General features: G+C 56.8%; 16 protein-coding genes and 3 pseudogenes. 10 read left to right on the top strand and 9 right to left on the bottom strand.

Annotated features, from left to right (window positions below; translation table 11 throughout):
- Positions 1 to 61 precede the first annotated feature (61 nt).
- Both A6U87_RS14275 and A6U87_RS14270 read right to left on the bottom strand, forming a co-directional pair.
- A complete protein-coding gene (locus A6U87_RS14275; RefSeq protein WP_065691908.1) occupies positions 62 to 223 on the bottom strand; it encodes a DUF1328 domain-containing protein in 162 nt (53 codons plus the stop codon).
- A 76-nt stretch (positions 224 to 299) separates the two neighbouring features.
- On the bottom strand, positions 300 to 827 hold the full coding sequence (locus A6U87_RS14270) for a hypothetical protein (protein WP_198928705.1): 528 nt from the start codon (positions 825 to 827) through the stop codon (positions 300 to 302).
- A 644-nt stretch (positions 828 to 1471) separates the two neighbouring features.
- On the opposite strand from A6U87_RS14270, the gene A6U87_RS14265 reads away from it, so the two are divergent.
- Together A6U87_RS14265 and A6U87_RS14260 are read left to right on the top strand one after the other, a co-directional pair.
- A complete protein-coding gene (locus A6U87_RS14265) occupies positions 1472 to 1756 on the top strand; it encodes an acylphosphatase (RefSeq protein WP_065691906.1) in 285 nt (94 codons plus the stop codon).
- 91 nt (positions 1757 to 1847) lie between these two features.
- A pseudogene (locus A6U87_RS14260) lies at positions 1848 to 1998 on the top strand (cold-shock protein).
- 157 nt (positions 1999 to 2155) lie between these two features.
- On the opposite strand, the gene A6U87_RS14255 reads toward A6U87_RS14260, so the two are convergent.
- Entirely contained in the window at positions 2156 to 2983 is an 828-nt protein-coding gene (locus A6U87_RS14255) for an oxidoreductase (RefSeq protein ID WP_065691905.1), read from the bottom strand.
- A gap of 149 nt (positions 2984 to 3132) precedes the next feature.
- On the opposite strand from A6U87_RS14255, the gene A6U87_RS14250 reads away from it, so the two are divergent.
- The 3 genes from A6U87_RS14250 (at position 3133) to A6U87_RS14240 (ending at position 4748) form a co-directional block, all read left to right on the top strand.
- Positions 3133 to 4041, top strand: coding sequence for a LysR family transcriptional regulator (locus A6U87_RS14250; protein WP_244499493.1), 909 nt, complete (start codon positions 3133 to 3135; stop codon positions 4039 to 4041).
- A gap of 288 nt (positions 4042 to 4329) precedes the next feature.
- On the top strand, positions 4330 to 4575 hold the full coding sequence (locus A6U87_RS14245) for a hypothetical protein (protein ID WP_065691903.1): 246 nt from the start codon (positions 4330 to 4332) through the stop codon (positions 4573 to 4575).
- Between the two features lie 17 nt (positions 4576 to 4592).
- Positions 4593 to 4748, top strand: coding sequence for an entericidin (locus A6U87_RS14240; RefSeq protein WP_065691902.1), 156 nt, complete (start codon positions 4593 to 4595; stop codon positions 4746 to 4748).
- 120 nt (positions 4749 to 4868) lie between these two features.
- Here the strand turns inward: A6U87_RS14240 and A6U87_RS14235 are convergent, their stop codons facing one another.
- Together A6U87_RS14235 and A6U87_RS14230 are read right to left on the bottom strand one after the other, a co-directional pair.
- On the bottom strand, positions 4869 to 5162 hold the full coding sequence (locus tag A6U87_RS14235; protein ID WP_065691901.1) for a hypothetical protein: 294 nt from the start codon (positions 5160 to 5162) through the stop codon (positions 4869 to 4871).
- A 517-nt stretch (positions 5163 to 5679) separates the two neighbouring features.
- Positions 5680 to 7445, bottom strand: a pseudogene (locus A6U87_RS14230) (adenylate/guanylate cyclase domain-containing protein).
- 528 nt (positions 7446 to 7973) lie between these two features.
- Here A6U87_RS14230 and A6U87_RS14225 point away from each other — a divergent pair.
- A complete protein-coding gene (locus A6U87_RS14225; protein ID WP_065691900.1) occupies positions 7974 to 9074 on the top strand; it encodes a helix-turn-helix transcriptional regulator in 1101 nt (366 codons plus the stop codon).
- A gap of 91 nt (positions 9075 to 9165) precedes the next feature.
- Here A6U87_RS14225 and A6U87_RS30445 read toward each other — a convergent pair.
- Positions 9166 to 9471: pseudogene (locus A6U87_RS30445) on the bottom strand (response regulator transcription factor); the annotation flags it as partial.
- Between the two features lie 551 nt (positions 9472 to 10022).
- On the opposite strand from A6U87_RS30445, the gene A6U87_RS14215 reads away from it, so the two are divergent.
- Entirely contained in the window at positions 10023 to 12518 is a 2496-nt protein-coding gene (locus tag A6U87_RS14215; RefSeq protein WP_065691899.1) for an autotransporter outer membrane beta-barrel domain-containing protein, read from the top strand.
- Between the two features lie 61 nt (positions 12519 to 12579).
- Positions 12580 to 13314, top strand: coding sequence for a DUF6065 family protein (locus A6U87_RS14210; protein WP_065691898.1), 735 nt, complete (start codon positions 12580 to 12582; stop codon positions 13312 to 13314).
- A gap of 557 nt (positions 13315 to 13871) precedes the next feature.
- On the opposite strand, the gene A6U87_RS14205 is transcribed toward A6U87_RS14210, so the two are convergent.
- Both A6U87_RS14205 and A6U87_RS14200 read right to left on the bottom strand, forming a co-directional pair.
- Positions 13872 to 14438: a L,D-transpeptidase gene (locus A6U87_RS14205; RefSeq protein ID WP_065692222.1), complete on the bottom strand. Its 567-nt coding sequence runs from the start codon at positions 14436 to 14438 to the stop codon at positions 13872 to 13874.
- A gap of 255 nt (positions 14439 to 14693) precedes the next feature.
- Entirely contained in the window at positions 14694 to 15278 is a 585-nt protein-coding gene (locus A6U87_RS14200) for a hypothetical protein (protein ID WP_065691897.1), read from the bottom strand.
- Between the two features lie 665 nt (positions 15279 to 15943).
- Between A6U87_RS14200 and A6U87_RS30440 the strand changes: the two genes are divergently transcribed.
- The gene (locus A6U87_RS30440) at positions 15944 to 16165 is read left to right on the top strand and encodes a hypothetical protein (protein ID WP_244499492.1); all 222 of its coding nucleotides are present in this window, start codon (positions 15944 to 15946) and stop codon (positions 16163 to 16165) included.
- 92 nt (positions 16166 to 16257) lie between these two features.
- On the opposite strand, the gene A6U87_RS14190 is transcribed toward A6U87_RS30440, so the two are convergent.
- Positions 16258 to 17439, bottom strand: coding sequence for a Fic family protein (locus A6U87_RS14190; RefSeq protein WP_065691896.1), 1182 nt, complete (start codon positions 17437 to 17439; stop codon positions 16258 to 16260).
- 248 nt (positions 17440 to 17687) lie between these two features.
- Here A6U87_RS14190 and A6U87_RS14185 point away from each other — a divergent pair, with 248 nt between their 5' ends.
- Positions 17688 to 20045, top strand: coding sequence for a hypothetical protein (locus A6U87_RS14185; RefSeq protein ID WP_065691895.1), 2358 nt, complete (start codon positions 17688 to 17690; stop codon positions 20043 to 20045).
- The last annotated feature ends 296 nt before the right edge of the window (positions 20046 to 20341 follow it).

Genomic DNA, 20341 nt, shown 5'->3' with positions numbered 1-20341 from the left:
CCACCTTCTTAAGGTCACCACTTCCCAAAGAAGCCGGCTCCGATCCATACAGTGTCATGCGTCAGCGCCTGATGACGCGCATTGCCAACGACACCACGAAGAGAACGAGGAAAATGAAGAACAGTACTTGAGCTATTGACGCCGATGCGCCAGCGATACCGCCAAAGCCGAGTAGGCCGGCGATAAGTGCGACTACCAAGAATACGAGAGCGTAGTAGAGCATTTCGACCTCCGTTATCTGACGACAGGAAAACGGAGAGACGGCTGATTGGTTCCGAAAGCTCAGCGCGAAGCAGTAATCAGGCCGCCTCCACGACACGGCGTCCTAAATAGACACTGTCCCCGTCGTTTGGTTTCGGGGGCTCGGCAGCAGCCAGATAAGCGCTCGCCGGAACAGTTAAGGCGAACCACAGACCTGCGCCCAGCACAAACACCTTGCCGACTTCATCACCGCCTCCCGCAAGCATCGGCAGGCAGGCAGAAATCAAGAGTACGAGCACACGCACGACCCATTCGGTTTCCCGCTTCCTGATCGCAACTGTGGCCATCGCCCGGTAGCTGCGGGCATCGTATTGACCGCAATCACGCTTCGACAAAAGCGTCAATACGGAAGGCAACGAGAGCATGACAAGAGCACCAAAGGTGAGCAGGCCGGGTGTTCCGATCATGAAGCGCCAATTCACTCCTAGCAGGAATGAGATAACCACGAGGTTCCATACGGGGCTCAGCGCGTCCGGAGAACGGCCGCTACGCCGATGCCAGACTTGAAGGATCCACGAAGCCCCCTGAAGCATCGGTTGATCGACAAAACGATTGATGAATTCCATACCGTGCCCTTCGCTCGCCACCGCGGCTACCAATATCAGAAATCCGGCATGAACGTGGCGTAGTCGATGGTTCTGCTACAATCGGAGGGGTTAACATCAACCCCATGGGTGTCTCGCGTCGATGACAGCCCGAAGCGGTGCGAGAGGCGGCAATCGAACGCCAGCCCTCGCATTCAACAAGACGGTGGTCTTGCTTGATGCCATGCCGTATTTGCGCAATACCTGCATCAGCAAAAAACCGCTCGGAGGGCTTGTGTCGGTGAGCCAGACTGAAGACCTGTTTCAAGGAATTTCCTAGTTGAAGACGTCGCGGCGGCTTTGCCTGCGATTGCGGGCATCACACAGCGGCTGGCGGATGCTGGCCTTGTGGTAGGCCGCAAGAGTGTCCCGACCTATCTCCCAGTAAGCGGCTGCCGCTCAAAAGAAAGCCTCGCAGGAGAACGAGGGCTGCAATTTGATCCGTCGCAAAGGGGTTGGTTGACGGCGAGCGTACGCTTCTTTTGTGCGTGCGATTATATTTGGAACCACTAATAAATCGAAACGTCCATAGATCGCCAGCGAGCATCCTCCTGTCGTTACATGCGCTTGCCATGTCCATGCCGAGCTACATTTCACCCTAGATCGAGCGTTCAATAGGAGCCCTCATGAGTTCCGATCTGCTTGCTTTTCACGTCAGGATAACCGGGAAGGTACAAGGCGTGGGTTATCGTGTCTGGTCGCGCGATCAGGCGGCCCAGCTCGGATTGACGGGCTGGGTCAGGAACGAAAGCGATGGGTCTGTGTCCGCCCTTATTGTTGGAACATCGAAGTCAACGTTGGCAATGCTGGAGCGCTTCTGGGACGGGCCAACCGGTTCCAACGTCAGCGCTGTTGATCCGCAGGCGACCGCATTGGATCGTGCTCCAGACCATTTCGTCATCACCCGCTAACGGGAATGCGGATGCCAGCGGCCGGAGTTGCTTGCTCGGCCCGCCCGTCGGTCTATGACTCCACTCCAAGAGGTGACATCGGGAGAAGTTCGTGGCGAATGGCACTGTAAAGTTTTTCAATCAGGACAAGGGCTCCGGCTTCATCACGCCGGACAATGGGGGACGGCCAGAATGTCAGCTATGACCTGGGTCAAGATCGCAAGACCGGGAAGTCCAAGGCCGAGAACGTCCGTCCGGCCTGATCGCGATCGATCATAGCGGGGCCGGCGCGAAATCCCGCGGCCCTTCGCTCGTGCGACTACCGCTTCTCACCTCCAGCTATTTGCATTCGCGCAATCGGTAGAGCCGTGGTGAGAAGCGAGCTTGATGAAATCCGGGACTGGAACAACCCAGCCTGTCCTATGCCTCTGCGAAATCAGTGCTTCGCGTAATGGCCTCCCACGCGTCGATCTCCTCGACGACCTGGTCGATTTTGCTACGCGCGCGACGCAGAGCATCGCTTCCCAGCAGGAGATGAAGAGGAGGATTGTCTGAGTTCACCAGATCAAGGATTGCCTGCGCGGCCAAAACCGGATCGCCAGCCTGCCGGCCATCGGCAGCGTCAAAGGCAGCCGAACTTTTCCCGATTGTTTCGGCATAAGCTTCACCCGCGGCATCGCTCTTGCGGATTGAATGGGCCGAGAGGAAATCTGTCCGAAAGGCGCCTGGAGCGACTGCCGTCACCTTGATGCCAAAAGGCTTGACCTCAGATGCTAGAGCTGCGGACATGCCCTCAAGGGCCGCTTTGGCGGCGGAGTACATCGCGGTTCCGACGCCGGGCGCACGGCCCGCGACGGACGTTATATTGATGATGTGGCCGCGGCCCTGAGCTCTCAAATAGGGCAGGGTGGACTTGATGATGCGAAACGGCGCGAAGACGTCGACGGAAAAAAGTCTTGCGACATCCTCGTTGGTGGCCATCTCGAGTGCGCCAAGCAGACCGTAACCGGCGTTATTGACGACGATGTCGATCTCACCCGCGATATCAAACGCCTGATGGGTTGCCTTCTCCGCAGCCTCGCTGTCGCTAAGATCGACTGAAAGAATGTGCAACCGGCCTGAACCTTGCTCTACCGGTCGATCAGTCGCTCGGACCGTGCCAATAACGGTATCGCCCCTTGCCAGCGCCGCCTCGGCCAGCGCTTTCCCAAGCCCGCGTGAAATGCCGGTAATGAACCAAGTGGTCATGAAATGCTCCTTCGTTTTCGACAAGAAGGAACTTGCCACTTCGCATCAAGCTGTATAATCCGCAGAGAAATTAACACCCTTGTTAGCTGGACTTAACAATGCAGGACGCGTTAGCGGACAAACTCCCGGCGGGAAACGACTATAATCAAATGCGCGCCTTCATCGCCGTCGCGGAATTCTTGAGCTTCAGCCGTGCCGCTGAGGTCTTGGGCGTATCGCCGTCGGCACTGAGCCAGACGATTCGCAGCTTCGAAGAGCGGGTGGGAATGCGCCTTCTTCATCGAACGACCCGCAACGTGTCGTTGACGGAAGTTGGAGACAATCTCTTCCGACGGATACGACCCGCAGCCTTCGAACTTGGGGACGCCCTCACTCAGACAAGGATTGCCGGCGAGCGCCCGGCTGGCACCGTTCGCGTGCACGCGTTCCGTTCGGCGGCACAGAAGCATATCCAGCCAATCTTCAAGAGCTTTGCCGAGCGATATCCCGACATCGTGCTAGACATCACGATCGATGATGAGGCGGTGGATATCGTGGCTGGAGGCTATGATGTCGCTCTGAGGATCGGCGAGGTCATTGAACGAGATATGGTCGCCGTCCGTTTGGGACCCGAATTGCGCCAAGTAGCCATCGCGACACCGGAGTATTTCAACCAGCATGGTCGTCCCAAGCATCCGCGCGATCTCGTTCATCACCGATGCGTTCGGTGGCGCTGGCCTGGACATCACGCGCCCTATGCCTGGGAATTCTTCGAAAACGGCGCGTGGTTCAACGTCACTGTCAGCGGTCCGCTGATCTTGAGCGACAAGGAGACGGCGGTCGATGCCGTTCTTCAGGGGACGGGAATAGGATTTGCCGTGGAGGACACAGTCGCCGGATATCTCGCGCAAGGACGCCTGGAGAGTTGCCTCCGATCTTGGTCTGCTCCGTTCCCAGGTTGGTTTGTTTGCTACCCGTACCAGCGACAGATGGCTCCTGCCCTGCGAGCATTCATTGATGCCATCAGGTCCGGTGGTCCCGATGATTGTTCAAAAGAAAAGCAAAAAGCTGTCGGGTGAGCAAAGCGACAGCTAATCGCAGCCGATGAACAATCAGCTCGATGGCGCTGCATGATTTTTGCGTTTGAAACCGTCTCCGATCATCGTCTACCTTGCCCTCCTCCAGCACGACAATGAATAGTCATCAGCAAATGGTTTCTGCGGACTTCTCGGAACCAGAGCGCAGGAAGTGCCCCCAAACATCGTGCGCTGGTCGGCTGAAGCCGGGCCCTCCGCACCGGGCATTTAAGCAGCGTGGAACTTGTTCGGTCTAAAGCGGTTCCTCCTTGAATCACGAGGAGACCAGTTATGGCCAAAGACAATCTGAACGCAGGTTTTACCGGCACGCCAACTGAAGAGCCGACTGGTTTGAGAAGGGTCGCCAAAACTGCCACAGACGCAGTCATACGTGAATCGGGGGCGGTCGCCGCTGGCGCTACCGATCACCCGCACACGGCAACCACAATTGCCTTGACGATCGGGGCTGTTGCGTTCGGGCTGGGTTACATCATGGGAAGATCGGCGGGTGCCAATGAATATCGCTATTGGCGCTAGAATAAAGGAGCAAACAAATGAAAATCGTGTCCATTTCGGCAATCGCATTTGCCGCTGTGATGTGCCTCGCCTCTTGCGCAAACACAATCAAGGGCGTCGGGCGCGATACGGCCAATACCGTCAATGCCACGCAGAATGCAGGAAACCGCGTTGGCAACGCCATGGGCCACTAAAGCAACAATCAAAACAGAGCACCGACCTTAGCTGTCGGCGGTTATTCGTCTCAAGGCTCTCCGGGACCAGTAGAGCAAGTTGCGAACGCATGTGAAGTGCAACCCGCTCAACGATGCCGGTTAAGAGCCCGCAATCTCAGTGAACGCTAATGCGCTCTTTCGGTTAGAATACTGGTGCACAGACATGATGCCTTGTTCCAGAAGAAGTTCTGCGGCCAAGAGATCGCGCTCTCCTAGATTGCCACACAATCCGCGGATCGTGTTGGCGACGCACATCGAATTCGTGGCGAATCTCGGGTCGCCTTCTTCGTGGGCCTCGTCATCGGTCGCGTCCAACACGTCGGCCACGGTCTCGAGCAGGCTCGAACCTTTGACCAAGGTCATTTTTGTCAACGTCTTGGCTATGGCTTGCATGACGGCTCCTCACGCGACTTCGGTCGCGGCGTCTTTTGAAGTTCACATTGCTCTCGATGATGATTTGTAGGTGGCGATGGTCTGACAACGATGCAAGTCATGGCTGCCCCGCGCGGCGCATGCGTTAGACCCGATGGTGTGGCCCGGGCGACTTGAAACGAACACAATGAATCGCTATCTATATCTCATCGGCGTTGCTGGTGAGTGCTCCACGAGAGCGTTCGCGATTGCCGAAGTCGTTTCTCCGCTTTTGACCACGGATGTACTGGCACTGGTGTGAAGAGCGATGTTGGAAAGGTCGGTGCGCTCTCGCCCCGGCCTTTTTTATTGCGCCGATGTCGCGGATGTCTTCGCTAGTATCGGGCCCTATAGCTCACGTACCAGCCGGTGGCATGCTGGGCAGATGTGGAATGAAATTCGGTAACCGCCTGGTTCCTCGCCTTCACGAACCGTAGAAGGAAGCCAAGCACTTAGGGCGACCGCTTCCAAATGACTTCGATAGCCGATGGTTTTGTGATCAGCGCTCGGGCAATCCTGCTTGGCGCAGGCCTTCGGCCATCTCGTCGGCCCATTGCGGTATATCTCGAAACACGGGCCGGGTCATATAACGCTCGATCGTAAAGTCCGGTTCAGCTGCCAACAGTCTCCCCGCAGCCCATCGAGCCGTTTCGCGATCGCCGGCCATGGCAGACCAGGCTGCCATCATCCGATAGGGCCAGGTCACCTCCGGATGTCTGCTGACCACCTCTCGCGCAATGGAGACTGCCTGAGCCAGGGAACCTGCCAGCGCCAACGAAAGCGCGTATCCCATCCTCATATTGAAGGCGAGCGGGTCCGCCGGACTGAGGGTCATCGCCCGCTCGAACCGTTGCTTGGCACGATCAGGTTCGCCTCTGTAGCTCGCAACCCATCCAAACCTAGCCCATGCCCATGAGCTATTCGGATCGAGTGACAGCGCTCTCTCGAGGAAGGCCGCGGCCCGCTCCTGATCGCCGCAGTGGCTCAAAGCCCCACCGACCGCGGTCAGCGCCGTTGGATCGTCGTCAATTGAAGGGGCTGCGGCATGAGGGCGCTCAATGTCAATTCCAAGTCACGTTCCGGCTCGTCGGTCCAGATGTAGCCGACGTTCTGGGCGTGGCACCACGCTAGGAGCGCATGGGCTCGGCCGTAGGCTGGGTCAATGTCAGTGGCGTTTTGAAGCAAGGGAATTGCCAGCCTGATGGCTTCCTTGTTGTGGCCCCAAAGGTACGGATAGGCACGCATGACGAGATCGTAGGCGCGAAGACTGCTTGGCGGCTTGCGTCTGGATAGCTCGATTTCCGCGTTGCGGACCGCTGGATTGATTGCCCCCGCAACCTGCGCGGCGATCCTGTCCTGAACCTCGAAGAGATCGCTGGTGGCGCCCTCGTAGCGCTCAGACCAAAGCTGTGTGCGCCGCTCAGCGTCGACCAATTGGACGGAAATGCGCAAGCGATCCCCACCCCGCCGTACTGTCCCTTCGACAACATAGGCGACACCGAGTTCCCTACCCACGCTGCGCACATCGACGAAATGACCCTTGTAGGTAAACGCTGTCTGCCGCGCGATGACGAAGAAATCCCGAACCCGAGACAAGGCTGCGGTAATCTCTTCCACCACACCATCGACGAAGTATTCGTCCTCACCACCGCTGAGGTTGTCAAAGGGCATTACCACGATCGACGGCTGGTCTTTGTCCAAACGTGTGCCAACCAGGGGAGTGAGCCGTTCACCGATATCGCCAGGTGCATCGTGCGACCAGTCGACTTGGAACACCCAGATTGGCCGGGGGATGTTCTTGAACGTTCGCTCCCCAAGGCAGGTCAAGGCAAATGGCACCTTCCCATCCAGATGCTCGCGTACCGATCCTGAAATACAGATGCCCATAGGGTCGGCCATCTGCTGCAAGCGCGCCGCAACGTTGACGCCATCGCCCAGCAAGTCATCACCCGATACCACCACATCGCCGAGATTGACACCAATCCGGAATTCAAGGCGGCGATCTGGTGGCAACTCTGCTGAGAAGCCGGTAAGTTGCCGTTGGATTTCAACCGCACAACGAACGGCTTGAACGGCACTCGGGAATTCAGCGACAAGGCCGTCACCAGCGCTACCGAAAATTCGGCCGGCGTGGTCGCGGACCAGCACAGCGATCCGATCGTGGCATAAACGGAGAGCGCGAATCGTGCCTTCCTCGTCCAGCGCGGCAAGGCGGCTAAACCCGGCAACGTCTGTGGAGAGGATAGCTGCAAGCTTTCGATCCAATGGAGTAGTCGCTCCGGCAAGATGTCATCGCGAAGCTGGATATTCTCACACTTTCACCGAATTCGATAGAAGCGCCACCCGCCGCGGCGGAATCTTCGACCGAGGAGGCCTTTTCAAGCTCGGCATGCGGTCGGACCTTGTTTGCCCTTTGCGGAACGTGACTGGGTGGTGTTGCCGCGAGAGCCCGTTAGGTCACTGACTAAGGTCCTTGGCCCTGGGCTTCGCCGTCAGTGGAATCGAACCGCAGACTGCTAAGCCGCAGTAGCTATGTGCTTGGCATGTAGGGTCCAATGGTGGGACTAGTCTTCGGTACAATCGAGCGCATATCTCGCGTTGCACGTGGGTCCGCGCGTGGAGCAGTGAAAAACGCCGACGGCCTTAACAGCCTGACATCACTAATACAGGCACAGCGGCCCTCGCCAACATTCGAATGATTTACAGTCCAGCTTGATTTTGAATTCGCAGAATGCTCCGTTGGTCCAGAATCTTGGGCCGGTGATGAATGTGCGAGAAAGCGAAGTCTTGTGAATGTACATGAATGACATTGTCGACAGCCTTTACGAGGCGGCCCTCATACCGGAAAAATGGGATGCCACGCTGACGGCGATCAACAGCCAAGTTGGCACCTTCGGCGGACTGATCTTCACGCAATCCGATATCGGGCGCGCGGTCATTGCCACGCCCGGTGCCGAGGAAATATTCCAGAAATTTGTTGAAGGCGGCTGGGATAAGCGCAACAGCCGGATGGAGCGGGCCAACAAGCGCGAGCACGCCGGCTTCCTGTGCGATCTCGATGTGTTCGATATAAATGAGCTCGCGATCGACCCGCTCTACCGAGACTTCCTCTACCCACTCGGCCTTGGCTGGTCGGTTGGAACCCATATAGCCGCTCCGAACGGGGACATGCTCGCCGCGAGCTTTGATGGCAAATACGCGGACGGGCCTATCTCTCGGCAGAAGGTCGACTGGCTCGATGGAATCCGGCCTCACCTCGCCCGGTCACTGAGCATGATGGCTCGAATACACATAGCGACGGCCGCAAAGGTGTCGGATGCGTTGGGTACGTTCGGTCTACCCGCCTGTGTCGTCAACGCCGCCGGCAAGATGCTGTCGGCCAATGCACTCATGCACCCCCTGATCCCGGCTGTCGTGGTGGACAGCCGGGAGCGTATAACTCTGAGGAATCCCGGCGCTGACACCCTTCTCCAGCCGATCCTCTCGCGCGATCCCAGACGGGACGGATGGAGCGAGGTGATGTCAATTCCGGTTGCCGCCACCGAAGACCATGACGCCTGTGTCGTTCACTTGCTGCCAATCCGCGGAGATGGCCGCGATCTGATGCCGCAAGGCATATTCGTCCTCGCAGTCAGCAACCTCGCTACGTCAACGATCCCCGATGCCTCACTGTTACGCGGGCTGTTCGACCTGACCGCGGCAGAGGCAAACGTCGCGCGGTTGCTGGCGCTAGGCAACCCGACCGACGAGATCTGCGCCCTAGCCAGGATTTCTAAGAACACTCTAAAAAGCCACTTGAAATCCATTTTCGTCAAAACGGGTACAAGCCACAAGGCTCAACTCGTCCGGCTACTTTCCGGCACTCCTATGCCGCAGACGGGTTCGGATGACTGAGTTAAAACGAGCAGCACCGCTGGCCAAGTTGTACGAGCGCAGCGACCGTCAGGGATCGGCCCTAATCGAACGCCTGAACGTCGATTAGAACTCATAATCCTAGGGTCTTCTTGACTGCGCCGACTAGTGCGGCCCCTGCGAAGGGCTTCCGCAGATAAGCGATACAGCCCGCCTTTTCTGCCTGGTGTTTCAGGCGAGGGTCTTCTAGCGCGGTGATGAAGATCACTGGGAGTTTCGATCTGATCTCCTGCAGGCAACGCTGCAATTCGATGCCGGACATACCATCGAGGTCGATGTCCAACACGAGACAGCCGATCGGGATCTCCGGATCGCGACCAAGAAATGCCTCTGCCGACGAATACTCCGTCGCCGGGAACCCCTATGCATTGAGTAGCCGTTCAGATGCGTCAAGCGCATTGGTTCCACCACCATCGCAAGCAAAAAGCTGACCGCTTGGACGAGGTTGCACTTCATCAACTCGTCGAAGCTCTATCGGGCCGAGAGCGGCATCTGGAAGTTTGGCGGTGCTGTACGCTACCGCCTGGCGCGCAAGCTCGGAATCGATGTCGGGCTTGATGCCGCCCGCCGGACAGCACGATTTTCTACATCCAGTTTGGCCACGCATGGGCCCAGACCATGGGTTGAGTCCTCCTTGCAACGAACATGGTGCGAACAGCGCCCAAGGCCGACGATATGGTCACGCTATGGTAGTGATTTGCTGGCGCGAGCGCTGGCAGATTTCCCGCTGGATAGCCAGTGCGATCAGGGAGAATGATCGCCGTATCATTGCGCAACACATCCAACTATCTGAATTTACACCTTGCTAGGATGTGTTGCATGCCGATCACACTCCTCGACGCAAGTTGATCATCAATTATCACTAATCAATTGACAGTTCAGAAAACTCAACCGACACTTGCGTTAGGGATGACTGCCAGGGGGTAATCGATGATTAATCCGGGTAATGCACACCACGTCCGCGACCTGTTGCGAAGCGAACGCTCGGCGACTGACGACTGCCGAATTGACCGGGTCGGAACGCCGAACTGCCGCTGCAAGGCAGCGGTCGCGAGACCGCTCGTGAACCTGCTCCTTCACTCATCCGTTGCCTCTATTGCACTTCTGGCCATGGCGGGAACACGGGCCGAAGCAGCATGTGTCGAAAACACACCCGGTATCATCGACTGCTCCGGGTCTGGTCCCGGCCCGACATCAACGGGCAGTTCGGTGACAATCAATGCTGACTCGAGTGCAAGCTTTACCAGCGACGTGGTGGTGACGGGACCAGGCACCAGTGCGCTTAACAACAACGGGACGTTGACGAACGGTCTCGTCGCAACGGACAACGATCGCTTCACGCTCAATAACCAGGGCGTCATCAGCGGCAATATCTTGCTGCAGGGAACCGGTACCAACATCATCCTGAACCTGGGCGCAGGGACTGTTCAGAACGGCGTGACAAGTACAGGCACATCGAATGATACCGTCATCAACAATGGCTACTTCGCGGGAGCGATCAATCTCGGTGCGGGGGATGACATCTTAGCGCTCATCGCCGGCACGGTGCAGACATCCGTCGACATGGGCGACGGTAACGACACATTCACGTGGTTAGTCGGAAACGTTGCAGCCACAGTCCAGATGGGCAACGGCGATGATGTTGCGAACTTCGGCTTCTTATCGCAGGCGAACCTGACCGCCGGCAAGATAATCGACGGGGGGCTTGGCAACGACACCTTGAACTGGGAACGGACCACCAATGATGACGGAAACCAGGGCGGCGACGCGCCATCCAGCCTGATTAATTGGGAAACCATTAACATCATAAACCAGTCCAAGCTGACGTTCATCTATACGACAAGCGTTCTCACGCTTGGGGACGCGGTGACCGGGACCGGGACGATCTCGATCGACGCCACTAGCCGGATCGAGGCCGGAAATTCCTATGGCTACGCCATCGTGCCATATGACACCTCGCTTCTGGTGACAGTGAACAATGCCGGTATAATCGACCTGACAAACGACGTACCGGGCGCAGGAACGTCACTGCACGACACCTTCAGGATCCTTGGCAACTATGTCGGCCAGAACGGCCAGCTCTGGCTTCATACCTACCTCGACACCGACAACTCCCCTTCGGACAAGCTGATAATTGATACGGGACAGGCGAGCGGCTCGACCAGCATTCTCGTCACCAATGTCGACGGACCGGGAGCCCTCACAAATGGAGACGGAATCCTCGTCGTTGATGCCATAAACGGTGGGACGACAACGACAGGTGCCTTTACGCTCGGAGGCCCAGTTGCTGCCGGACCGTTCGAATACTTTCTCTATCGAGGCGGCGTCAGCCAATCGACCGACACTGACAATGACTGGTTCCTGCGGAATACGATCTCACCGCCTCCACCACCACCGCCGATTCCGAACATTCGGCCGGAGGTGCCTGGCCAAGTGATCGCACCGCTGGTCGCGCAACGCATGGGGTTGATGACGATGGGAACATTTCACCAGCGCCGCGGCGACCAGTCGTTTCTGACTGGTGTTGGCGCCCTGGTTTATTCGGGTCCAGGCGCGCAAGGTGATGCATCGGAGGGCGACGTTGAAGGCTCCCCGCCCGGTGTCTGGGGACGGGTTTTCGGGGCGAGAAGCGACCTTGCGACCAACGCCACCTTAAGTATCGCGGGTTACGACGTCGGGCCGCAGTTCGATGGCACTTACTGGGGGATACAGGCGGGCAGCGATCTGGCGCAAATCGAACACGCTAATGGCCACACTGAACGCTTCGGCCTCTTCTACACCCACGCGAACACAGACGGGGATATCAGCGGCAACATCTTCGGCCGGGTCGATTTGGCAGCCGGCACTCTGGACCTCTCCGAAGACAGCTTGGCCGCCTACTGGACGCATCTGGCACCCGGGGGCTGGTACGTAGACGTGGTGGCGAAGTACGGCTGGCTCAATGGAACGAGCCGCTCCAATCGAGGCATCGCATCGGATGTCGATGGAAGCAGCTTTGCAATGTCTGCCGAAACCGGTCTTCCGCTCGCGATTGCCGATGGCTGGACGATCGAGCCTCAAGCCCAGATCATCTGGCAGCGGATTGACTTTGATGACACCGGCGATCGCTTCTCGGACATCACCAGCGGGGCCTTCGATTCGTTCACTGGCCGCCTTGGCGCCCGGGTGCAATACAGCTCGGGGCCTGCGTACGGCCATTTTGGCCTAAACCTCTGGCATGGCTTTTCCGCCGACCAGACTGTCACGTTTAACACCTTCCCACTTGTCACCCAGACGGAAGGCACGTGGCTGGAGGTCAATCTCGGGGGCGCGTACGAAATAAGCGAGAACGTATCGGCCTTCGGCGATGTCAGTTATTCGTTCGATGTCGATGGAGCGAAGAACAACATGTTTGGGGGGCAAGTCGGCCTGAGGTTCAGGTGGTAGCAGTGTTGTCAGGACCACAGTATCGTGGCAACGGTGGGAAAAACTCTGGCAGCGAGGTCCAATGAAATCACTGACTGCCTATGTCATTGACGGCCATGATGTCCGAATTCGTCCAGCGCCGGTGGACCGCGATTGGATGAACGCTACCGACGAGCGCTTCGCGTATCGATGCCTGCCGCTGAATATCGCTAATGCTCACGGCTGGGAAATACTGTGCACGAGCGCATTCTCGGCTAGCTGGGACGGACGAAAGGGCAAGGATGCTATTCGTGTCCGATCACGCTCTGGAACGATCGCTTCGGCCGTCAGCCATTTTGGCGATGGTATATTGACCTTTCATGTCCCTTGTCTGTTTCGTACCGAAGCCGGCATGGACCTTTTCGTCACCGGGCCTATCAACCGGCCAAAGGATGCCATCTCCCCCCTTTCCGGCGTTATCGAAACGGACTGGTCGCCTTATACTTTCACGATGAACTGGAAGTTCACGCGTCCGTTCCAGAAGGTCTATTTCGACGCTGACGAACCTTTCTGCCACCTGTTTCCCGTTAAGCGAGGAGGGCTCGAGAGCATTGAGCCGGACATTCGCAACCTGTCGGACAATCCAGATCTGAACCGGGAGTACGATCAGTGGACCAAGAGCCGGAACACGTTCAACGCGGACCTGGGTGACCAGGATTCAAGGGCGGCTCAGGATAGGTGGCAAAAGTCATATTTCCGGGGAGAAGCCCCCAGCGGTGCATCAGGTCCAGGCGATCATCGCAGCAAGCTTCGTCTGAAACCGTTCGACAAGCAGTAAGTTGACGCCAAAGCGCTTCTCCTAAGATCGAGAGTTCACAAAGCCACTGGCCAAGTCCCCAGACCTGAATCTGATCGTCGAAAGAGTGCTGTGTGAAAATTGGTACACTCGCACCGCTGCCGAAGTAAAGAGGGCCGAAACTGAACCGATTAGCTATCGTTTGGGCCGCAAAATCGAATAACCTTAACTTGCTCGAAACGGGCAGAAACGCTGCCGACGTCTGCCTAGGCAACACAGCGCCGGCAGCGTTTCATCCATTTGAAGTTGCCTGGTGCGCGATGATGCTGTGACAGCGACACTGACCCACAAAGGTAACAGGTTGTCGAATATCGTTGGTAATTTCCGGCTCTGCGCAGTTCCGTTACAAGGAAGGCGAAAGTGAACTCCGAAAATTATCGGGACAAGCGTTGATGAAATGACGTCCGATCCGCATTGAGTTCGATCGGGAGACCAGTTGGATGAGAACTGTCTTACGGATCGCTCATCGTCCTTTGGTCCGGACAATGCTTGCCGACGTCTTGCCAGGTGCTTTTAAGTGATCACCGCGGCGGACGCAGTCATATCACCAAAACATTGGTTCCGACGGGGGCTCGGCCATAGAGGTGAACGATGTCTTCATTGGTCATGCGGATGCATCCATTCGAAACCGCCTGGCCAATCAGCCACGGCTCATTCGTTCCATGGATTCGAAAATAGGTATCCTGCCCGCCGCGGTAGAGATAGAGTGCTGCTGCGCCGAGAGGATTGTTCTCCCCTCCGGGAACCCCTCCTGCATACGCCGCCAGGCGAGGCTTGCGTTCAATCATGCTAGCTGTCGGTGTCCAAGATGGCCACTCCGCCTTTCGTCCGACTACAGCGTTGCCCTTTAGAGTAAGGCCTTCCTCGCCGACAGCGACGCCATATCGGGTCGCGCGGCCCTGCGCCTCGATAAAATAAAGGTAACGTTCATAGGTGTTAACAACGATGCTCCCCGGCGGCTCGCTGCCGGCGTAGGCGACCTCCTGTCGCCGGATAGGGGAGCGCATCGAGCTGCGCATTGGTGAGCCTACTGCGGTGCAGCCAGATGCGGCCAAAGCCACGCAGCCCAAGACGAGGCCACGGCGCGTAAATTGATCACGGTCCATTGTTACCTTCTGGTTGTAGAGCCCTGCCGCTTCCTTTAGCATCTCATTGTTTTCACGCCAAGCTGTTGCGAGGCTGAACCCTCCGCCGGTACAGACATAGGCGTGAGGTCTTGCTTCCGAGTTCAATCCAGACTGTCGTTTATGTCTTGGCGCTTGATCGTCCTACACGGTTTCCGGCGAGCAAGGCGGAGTGTTGCCGAGGCCGGACCGCGACCGAAGGGAAAGGGTCACAAGTATGTAGCTGGCGTCCCCATCTCAAGCAGTGTTCATCTCGCGAAGCTCTGTAATGAACTGTTGTGGCCTCAGCCAGATGTTGGGCGTCTTATAGCCCATGTGGCGCGCGATCTCGCCTACCCAGTTGTTGCAATTATCGACAGACGCTTGCCAGAAATGGGAATTCGCTTGCTGTTTACGGATGAAGGCCACGACATTGTTGTATTCTTCGTCAGAGAGCATCACGCGCCAGCTTGCGGACCTATACTGCTCTTCTAGATCTCCGTCGGTTGGTCCGGTCGTAGCCGGAACCGGGATGACATGCCCTACGATATATGGAGTAGCATCCGGCGAGGCCGGGGCAAGCCCTGCAACCTCAGGATCGATCATATGGCCAGTCGTGTCCACCCGCCCGAAAACGACGTAAGTGTGCCCATAGGTCAGCGCGTAGCGTGATCGAAACTCTATGAAGTGACTGTATGTCGCTGTACCAGCTGGGGCAGTGATTGAGAGGCCCCGGCTGTCAGTTACGAAATTCGGTTGGGGGCTTTTATCAGTGGTCTGGCATGAAGATAAGGAAAATACCAACAGTCCAACCAGCAGGTAATTGCTTCGTACAAGCGGCATAACTACGCTCCATGTGAGAGCCGAAGGTGAATAGTGAGCTATGTTGCCAGAGTGTTAAACCCGAACAGGCTTTCGATCCTGCCTTCTCTGGCGCAGCGACGAACCTATCTCGTCTCCAAGTTCAGAGGGGTTGCTTACCTTTAGCCCGACAGGATGCTTTTTAAAACGAGGACCTCTCCTTCGATCAGAGTCACAACCTTGATGACGAATCAGAGGTTATGGGTAGCATATGTCCGACGCTAGTGTCGGAATGTCACATGGAGCGGATAGTGGAGTGCTGTGATAAGGAGGGCACACAAAAAGTGCCGCTGGCAAAAAATTGCCGACGTCCATCTGGAACTGCGGACCGACCGACCCGATCACTTGCTGTCGAATTAAGTCAGCATGAAGTACAGCATCAACTTCTCCCACTCGACCTGAGCGAAGCGCATGGAAGACAAGGACTGGGTTTCCCAAATAGGCCCAGGACGCCGAATGCCTTATCAACCTGAAGCCGGCCTAACCCAAATCAGATGGGCCTGATCGTCCGCAATACCGGCGAAGGCAAGAAGCAGTTGGTCCATGGACGCTGGGGACTGCCACCCGGCGTTACGCGCTCGAGAAATCGAGCCAAAGCCGAAACTTGGCCCGAAGGGCAAGCCGTTCGATCTCGAGGAACTGATCGTATGGAAGCCGACCGCGGCAGGACCAATGTGCGGAAACTCAGCTTTCCGCATTGGACGCGATGGCTCGGCATAGAACACCGATGCCTTGTGCCGGTTACCAGCTTCGCGGAGCCGGATGCGGCAAACAAGGTAGAAGGCGGCAATGTCCCGAATGTATGGTTAGGTGGACGCGGCGATATCGCCATCATGCGCTGGTCGAAGGATCGCCACGGTCCGAGTTAAACGATCATCGGGCGGTAGTTGAAGACGTAAACTAGGCGACGCTGCGGCGCCTTTCGCCGTGATGCAAATAGAACCATCGATCCATCAATTTGTCATGAACTGAGCGGTAGAGGATCGGTGCCTTCGCTTAGAATTGCAAGATATCTTCGATAGCTGAACACGCGACCTCGCTTGCGGCCGGTTACTTCATCAACGATGCCTAAGCGCTCCAGATCGGCGAGCGCTGCGTTGACCGTTGGCGCAGACAAGCCTGTAATCTGGACAATCTGGTTCGCCGTGTGAAAAGGATTCTGCTGGAAAAGCTCGTGAATGCGTAGCGCCGACCCTGCTCTATCGCTTTCCATAGTGATCCGCTCCCGATCTTCCTTGAAAAGAGCGACGATTTGAGTCGCAGCCTCAAAGGCCTGATTGGCTGTATCGGCCACGCCGGCCAGGAAAAAGTCTAGCCAGGCTTCCCAGTTTCCCTGTTCGCGAACCTCTTGCAGTAGCCGATAGTATTCTCGCCGATGGGACTTCAGATAGAGGCTAAGGTATAGCAGCGGCTTTCTTAGAACGCCGTTCATGCAGAGATATAGGGTTACGAGCAGACGGCCAATACGACCATTGCCATCGAGAAATGGATGGATAGTTTCAAACTGCACATGCAGCAGGCCGGCTTTGATGAGTGCTGGTAGCCGCGATTGGTCGTCATGGATAAAGTGCTCGAAAGCATCCAGGCAACCGGCCATTTCAGTGAGGGGTGGCGGCACAAAGAGTGCGTTCCCTGGGCGCGTACCACCAATCCAATTTTGCGAGCGGCGGAACTCTCCTGGATCCTTGGAGCCGCCTCGTCCACTTTGTAGGAGTCTGGCATGCATTTCGCGGATCAGACGCAATGACATGGGCAGCGTTTCCAGCCGCTCCAAACCATACATCATGGCATCAACATAGTTGGAGACTTCACGAATATCATCGACCGGCTGCCCCGCCTGCGCTTCCGTCTCAAACCGCAAGAGATCGGAAAGCGTCGACTGCGTTCCTTCGATCTGCGAGGAAAGAACAGCTTCCTTTCTCACATACATATAAAGAAACAGCTCCTGCCGCGGCAGCAACATTGTGATACCGTCCAAGCGGCCTAGTGCGCGCTCAGCCAAGCTGAGACGCTCCAGCAATGAAAGCACATCGATCGCCGGTTCGGGCGGCAAAGGTGGGGGTACGAACGCCCGTACTGTTTCACTGGCAGCGGTCGTCTCGACGAAGCGACCTAAGCGATTGTTGGATTGGGAATCTGACATAACCCACTATCGGGCTCGCTCGTTATTTAAGCAAGACGCTTTTCATTTAATTAAGCCGCAGACTTAGATAAGCGCGCTTAATTAACGCGGAGACACGAAGTCCAGAGCGCTGATCCAGAGTGATCTGAGTAAAGGGATAATTCTGATGAGGCAACATTCACAGTGTCAGACCCGATACATCCTTTCTTAAAGCTCACCTCATATTCCCGCTCGCCCTCGGGATTAACGCCGAGAGAAACGGAAAGAGCATGACCAAAAACGACCTTTCATCACGTCATTTTCAGCGAAAGATATTAGAATTCTGCGAGATGCGTATCGCGCCGATTGCGTCCAAAAGGGTACTGGAGAATATTCGGCCCTACCTAGTCAGTTTCATCATCTATCGAAAATCGCCCCCGCTCCTGAATGGCCATATCGACTGGACGACGATCGGTCAGGCGTGTGGGATCGAAGCCGAGTTGACGACAGAACTGAAAAAGAAGATGCGGCCAGGCTTGGATGCTATCATCCGATGGCTAGGCGCACCGCCAGCTGTCGAAGACCTAAAAACTCGGAAGCGGACCCTTCGCTCAAAGAAATCAGATCAAGACAAAAAGACAACCACCGCCTCCTCAACCAGAAAGCCGCATCGCGTCGGCGAAGGCGACAATGCTACTCACTCAGCTTTCGCACAGCGTGGACCTGCACCGAAGCCGATCAGTCCTTTTCCAGAACCGCTATTCGAAGCGACAGAAGATCCGGCAAGCTTTCAGGACGCATTAGTCTATCACATGCGGCGGTTTGGCGACACATATTGGCAGCTCTACCGCTCTGTTGTTCATCTGAATGAGACCTTTGACAACAAGACGCTGCTATCCTGGATCCAGGGCGAGCGCGTGCCGCGATCTATTGCTAGCTTCACGATCCTTGGCCGCATCGAGCGGCGCTACAGGTTGCGACAGGGGTATTTAAAAGAGAAGCTGCCGCATCAGGCACGTTCACTGTACGGCCATGATCTGGGTGACATCAGCCGCGCGGAGCGGCGTAGAATCTCATTTCACCTACCGGATGATTTCAGCAGTTTGCCCTTCACCAAACGGGAAGAGATCCTTGATTGGGTGCGCCGGGTAATCATCTCCGGATCCACGGAGTATCGTCGATACCAGGTGGCGGCCAGCAGGCAACGTTATGCCATCCGCTTTCCCGGTGTCACCTATGGCGGCAATACTCTTGCCTCTCGATCGTTGGCCTCCGCTGCTGACGCCAATCAGGACGGTGCGGCAGATTTCGACGATCCTGATTTGCTTTCCGGCGTTGTCGACGCGCCACCGAGACTTGCCATGGAGATGGCTGACCTTATCCGTTTCAAAACCTCGACACTGACCGCGATTGGTTTCCAGCGAAACGGCGTCTGGGGTGAGGAAACGGCCTCTCAGAAGATCGAACACCTCGGCCTGATGTTTGGCGCGCTGGCCGCTTCACCAAACGGGGCAGTAAAGGGCTTTGGCGTACCACTCAGCCAACTGAGCTTTGGCCTCCTCATCTTCCCCGGTGTTTGGGACTGGTATCTGCAGTGGCGAGAACAGCGCCGCGGCTTCTATACCAAATGGGAAGAAGACATGCTGATGGTCGCCCAAGCCCTTTCTCGCGCGGGTGTCGGCTGGATACGACAGCACCCGGAATTACTTAACAACGTGAGGCCGATCTCAGGTTTGGTTGAGCGGGACGAAATCGAATTCGCGGCCCGTGATTGGGACGGTGCCTGCGACGCTCTTCATCGGCATGCCGCCAACCGCTCGAAGGAAATCCAACGCGTCATGCGCGTCCATCGCGACCCGTTCGAGCCTATCATGTGCGTTCTCGAGGCCGAGAGTCCATTGGCCGAGTATCGCAAGATCACGGAAGAGATCCTTGAACGCATGCCGGACGAGAACAGATATCCACGACCGGCGGCCGAAGCCGTCAGATCATTCCTACTGCTTCGGCTTGGCCTGCACCTCGGGCTGCGGCAAAAGAACCTTCGCCAACTGCGTGTCTGTCCGCGCGGCCATTATCCAACATCCGAACGCCGGCTTGAGGACTTGAAGTGCGGCGAATTGCGCTGGAGCGATCGCGATCATGGGTGGGAGGTCCTCATCCCATCGGTCGCATTCAAAAACTCCGGCTCCTCCTTCTTCGGACAGAAGCCCTTCCGGCTGATCCTGCCCAATTTACTCGATCTCTACAAATACCTCGACGCGTATATCGACAAGCACCGTGGAGTTCTGCTCGGCGGAGCCAAAGATCCCGGGACCCTGTTCGTCAAGACGGTAAAGACGACCAGCATTGATGCCGCCTACAACTCCACCACATTCTACGAGGCTTGGCGGACCGTCATCCAACGCTATGGAATTTATAACCCCTACACCGGGCGAGGCGCGATCAAGGGCTTGCTGCCGCATGGTCCGCATAACCTGCGGGACATTCTCGCGACGCATATCCTTAAACAGACCGGATCCTACGAGCAGGCGAGCTACGCCATTCAGGACACGCCCGATGTCGTGCAACAGCATTACGGTCGCTTCCTGCCTCAAGACAAGGCGGCACTGGCCGCCAAGATTCTCAATCAGGTCTGGGAAGCTGCCTAAAATTGAATGAGTGCTCGGCTCGGATGTTTATTGCCTACGCCCGAGCCGGGACTCGTCGTTTCCGCTCTTGAACCGATAAGAACCTTCGACCCAGTTGCTTGAATAAAGCTAGCGCGCTGAAATCACTCTGAATTGGGTGCTGGCTGATCTTTCGAGGAACGACGGATATGGGGCCGTATTCTGCCCGTCCGGTTTCAGCCAGAACATACGAGTAAGCTGGCGCTCGCACAGCCGGCGTTCCACGAGAGGCCCCCACTGAGGCGGCATCATATTGTGCGATACCATTTAAAGTCTCT

Source organism: Rhizobium sp. AC44/96, from assembly GCF_001692185.1.
GTDB lineage: Bacteria > Pseudomonadota > Alphaproteobacteria > Rhizobiales > Rhizobiaceae > Rhizobium.
This window is presented reverse-complemented; position numbering and strand designations above follow the sequence as displayed.

Excerpts from the sequence above, each read along its gene's own strand:
- A6U87_RS14275 (WP_065691908.1), bottom strand. The coding sequence starts at position 223 with ATGCTCTACTACGCTCTCGTATTCTTGGTAGTCGCACTTATCGCCGGC.
- A6U87_RS14270 (WP_198928705.1), bottom strand. The coding sequence starts at position 827 with ATGGAATTCATCAATCGTTTTGTCGATCAACCGATGCTTCAGGGGGCT.
- A6U87_RS14265 (WP_065691906.1), top strand. The coding sequence starts at position 1,472 with ATGAGTTCCGATCTGCTTGCTTTTCACGTCAGGATAACCGGGAAGGTA.
- A6U87_RS14255 (WP_065691905.1), bottom strand. The coding sequence starts at position 2,983 with ATGACCACTTGGTTCATTACCGGCATTTCACGCGGGCTTGGGAAAGCG.
- A6U87_RS14250 (WP_244499493.1), top strand. The coding sequence starts at position 3,133 with ATGCGCGCCTTCATCGCCGTCGCGGAATTCTTGAGCTTCAGCCGTGCC.
- A6U87_RS14245 (WP_065691903.1), top strand. The coding sequence starts at position 4,330 with ATGGCCAAAGACAATCTGAACGCAGGTTTTACCGGCACGCCAACTGAA.
- A6U87_RS14240 (WP_065691902.1), top strand. The coding sequence starts at position 4,593 with ATGAAAATCGTGTCCATTTCGGCAATCGCATTTGCCGCTGTGATGTGC.
- A6U87_RS14235 (WP_065691901.1), bottom strand. The coding sequence starts at position 5,162 with ATGCAAGCCATAGCCAAGACGTTGACAAAAATGACCTTGGTCAAAGGT.
- A6U87_RS14225 (WP_065691900.1), top strand. The coding sequence starts at position 7,974 with ATGTACATGAATGACATTGTCGACAGCCTTTACGAGGCGGCCCTCATA.
- A6U87_RS14215 (WP_065691899.1), top strand. The coding sequence starts at position 10,023 with ATGATTAATCCGGGTAATGCACACCACGTCCGCGACCTGTTGCGAAGC.
- A6U87_RS14210 (WP_065691898.1), top strand. The coding sequence starts at position 12,580 with ATGAAATCACTGACTGCCTATGTCATTGACGGCCATGATGTCCGAATT.
- A6U87_RS14205 (WP_065692222.1), bottom strand. The coding sequence starts at position 14,438 with ATGGACCGTGATCAATTTACGCGCCGTGGCCTCGTCTTGGGCTGCGTG.
- A6U87_RS14200 (WP_065691897.1), bottom strand. The coding sequence starts at position 15,278 with ATGCCGCTTGTACGAAGCAATTACCTGCTGGTTGGACTGTTGGTATTT.
- A6U87_RS30440 (WP_244499492.1), top strand. The coding sequence starts at position 15,944 with ATGGAAGCCGACCGCGGCAGGACCAATGTGCGGAAACTCAGCTTTCCG.
- A6U87_RS14190 (WP_065691896.1), bottom strand. The coding sequence starts at position 17,439 with ATGTCAGATTCCCAATCCAACAATCGCTTAGGTCGCTTCGTCGAGACG.
- A6U87_RS14185 (WP_065691895.1), top strand. The coding sequence starts at position 17,688 with ATGACCAAAAACGACCTTTCATCACGTCATTTTCAGCGAAAGATATTA.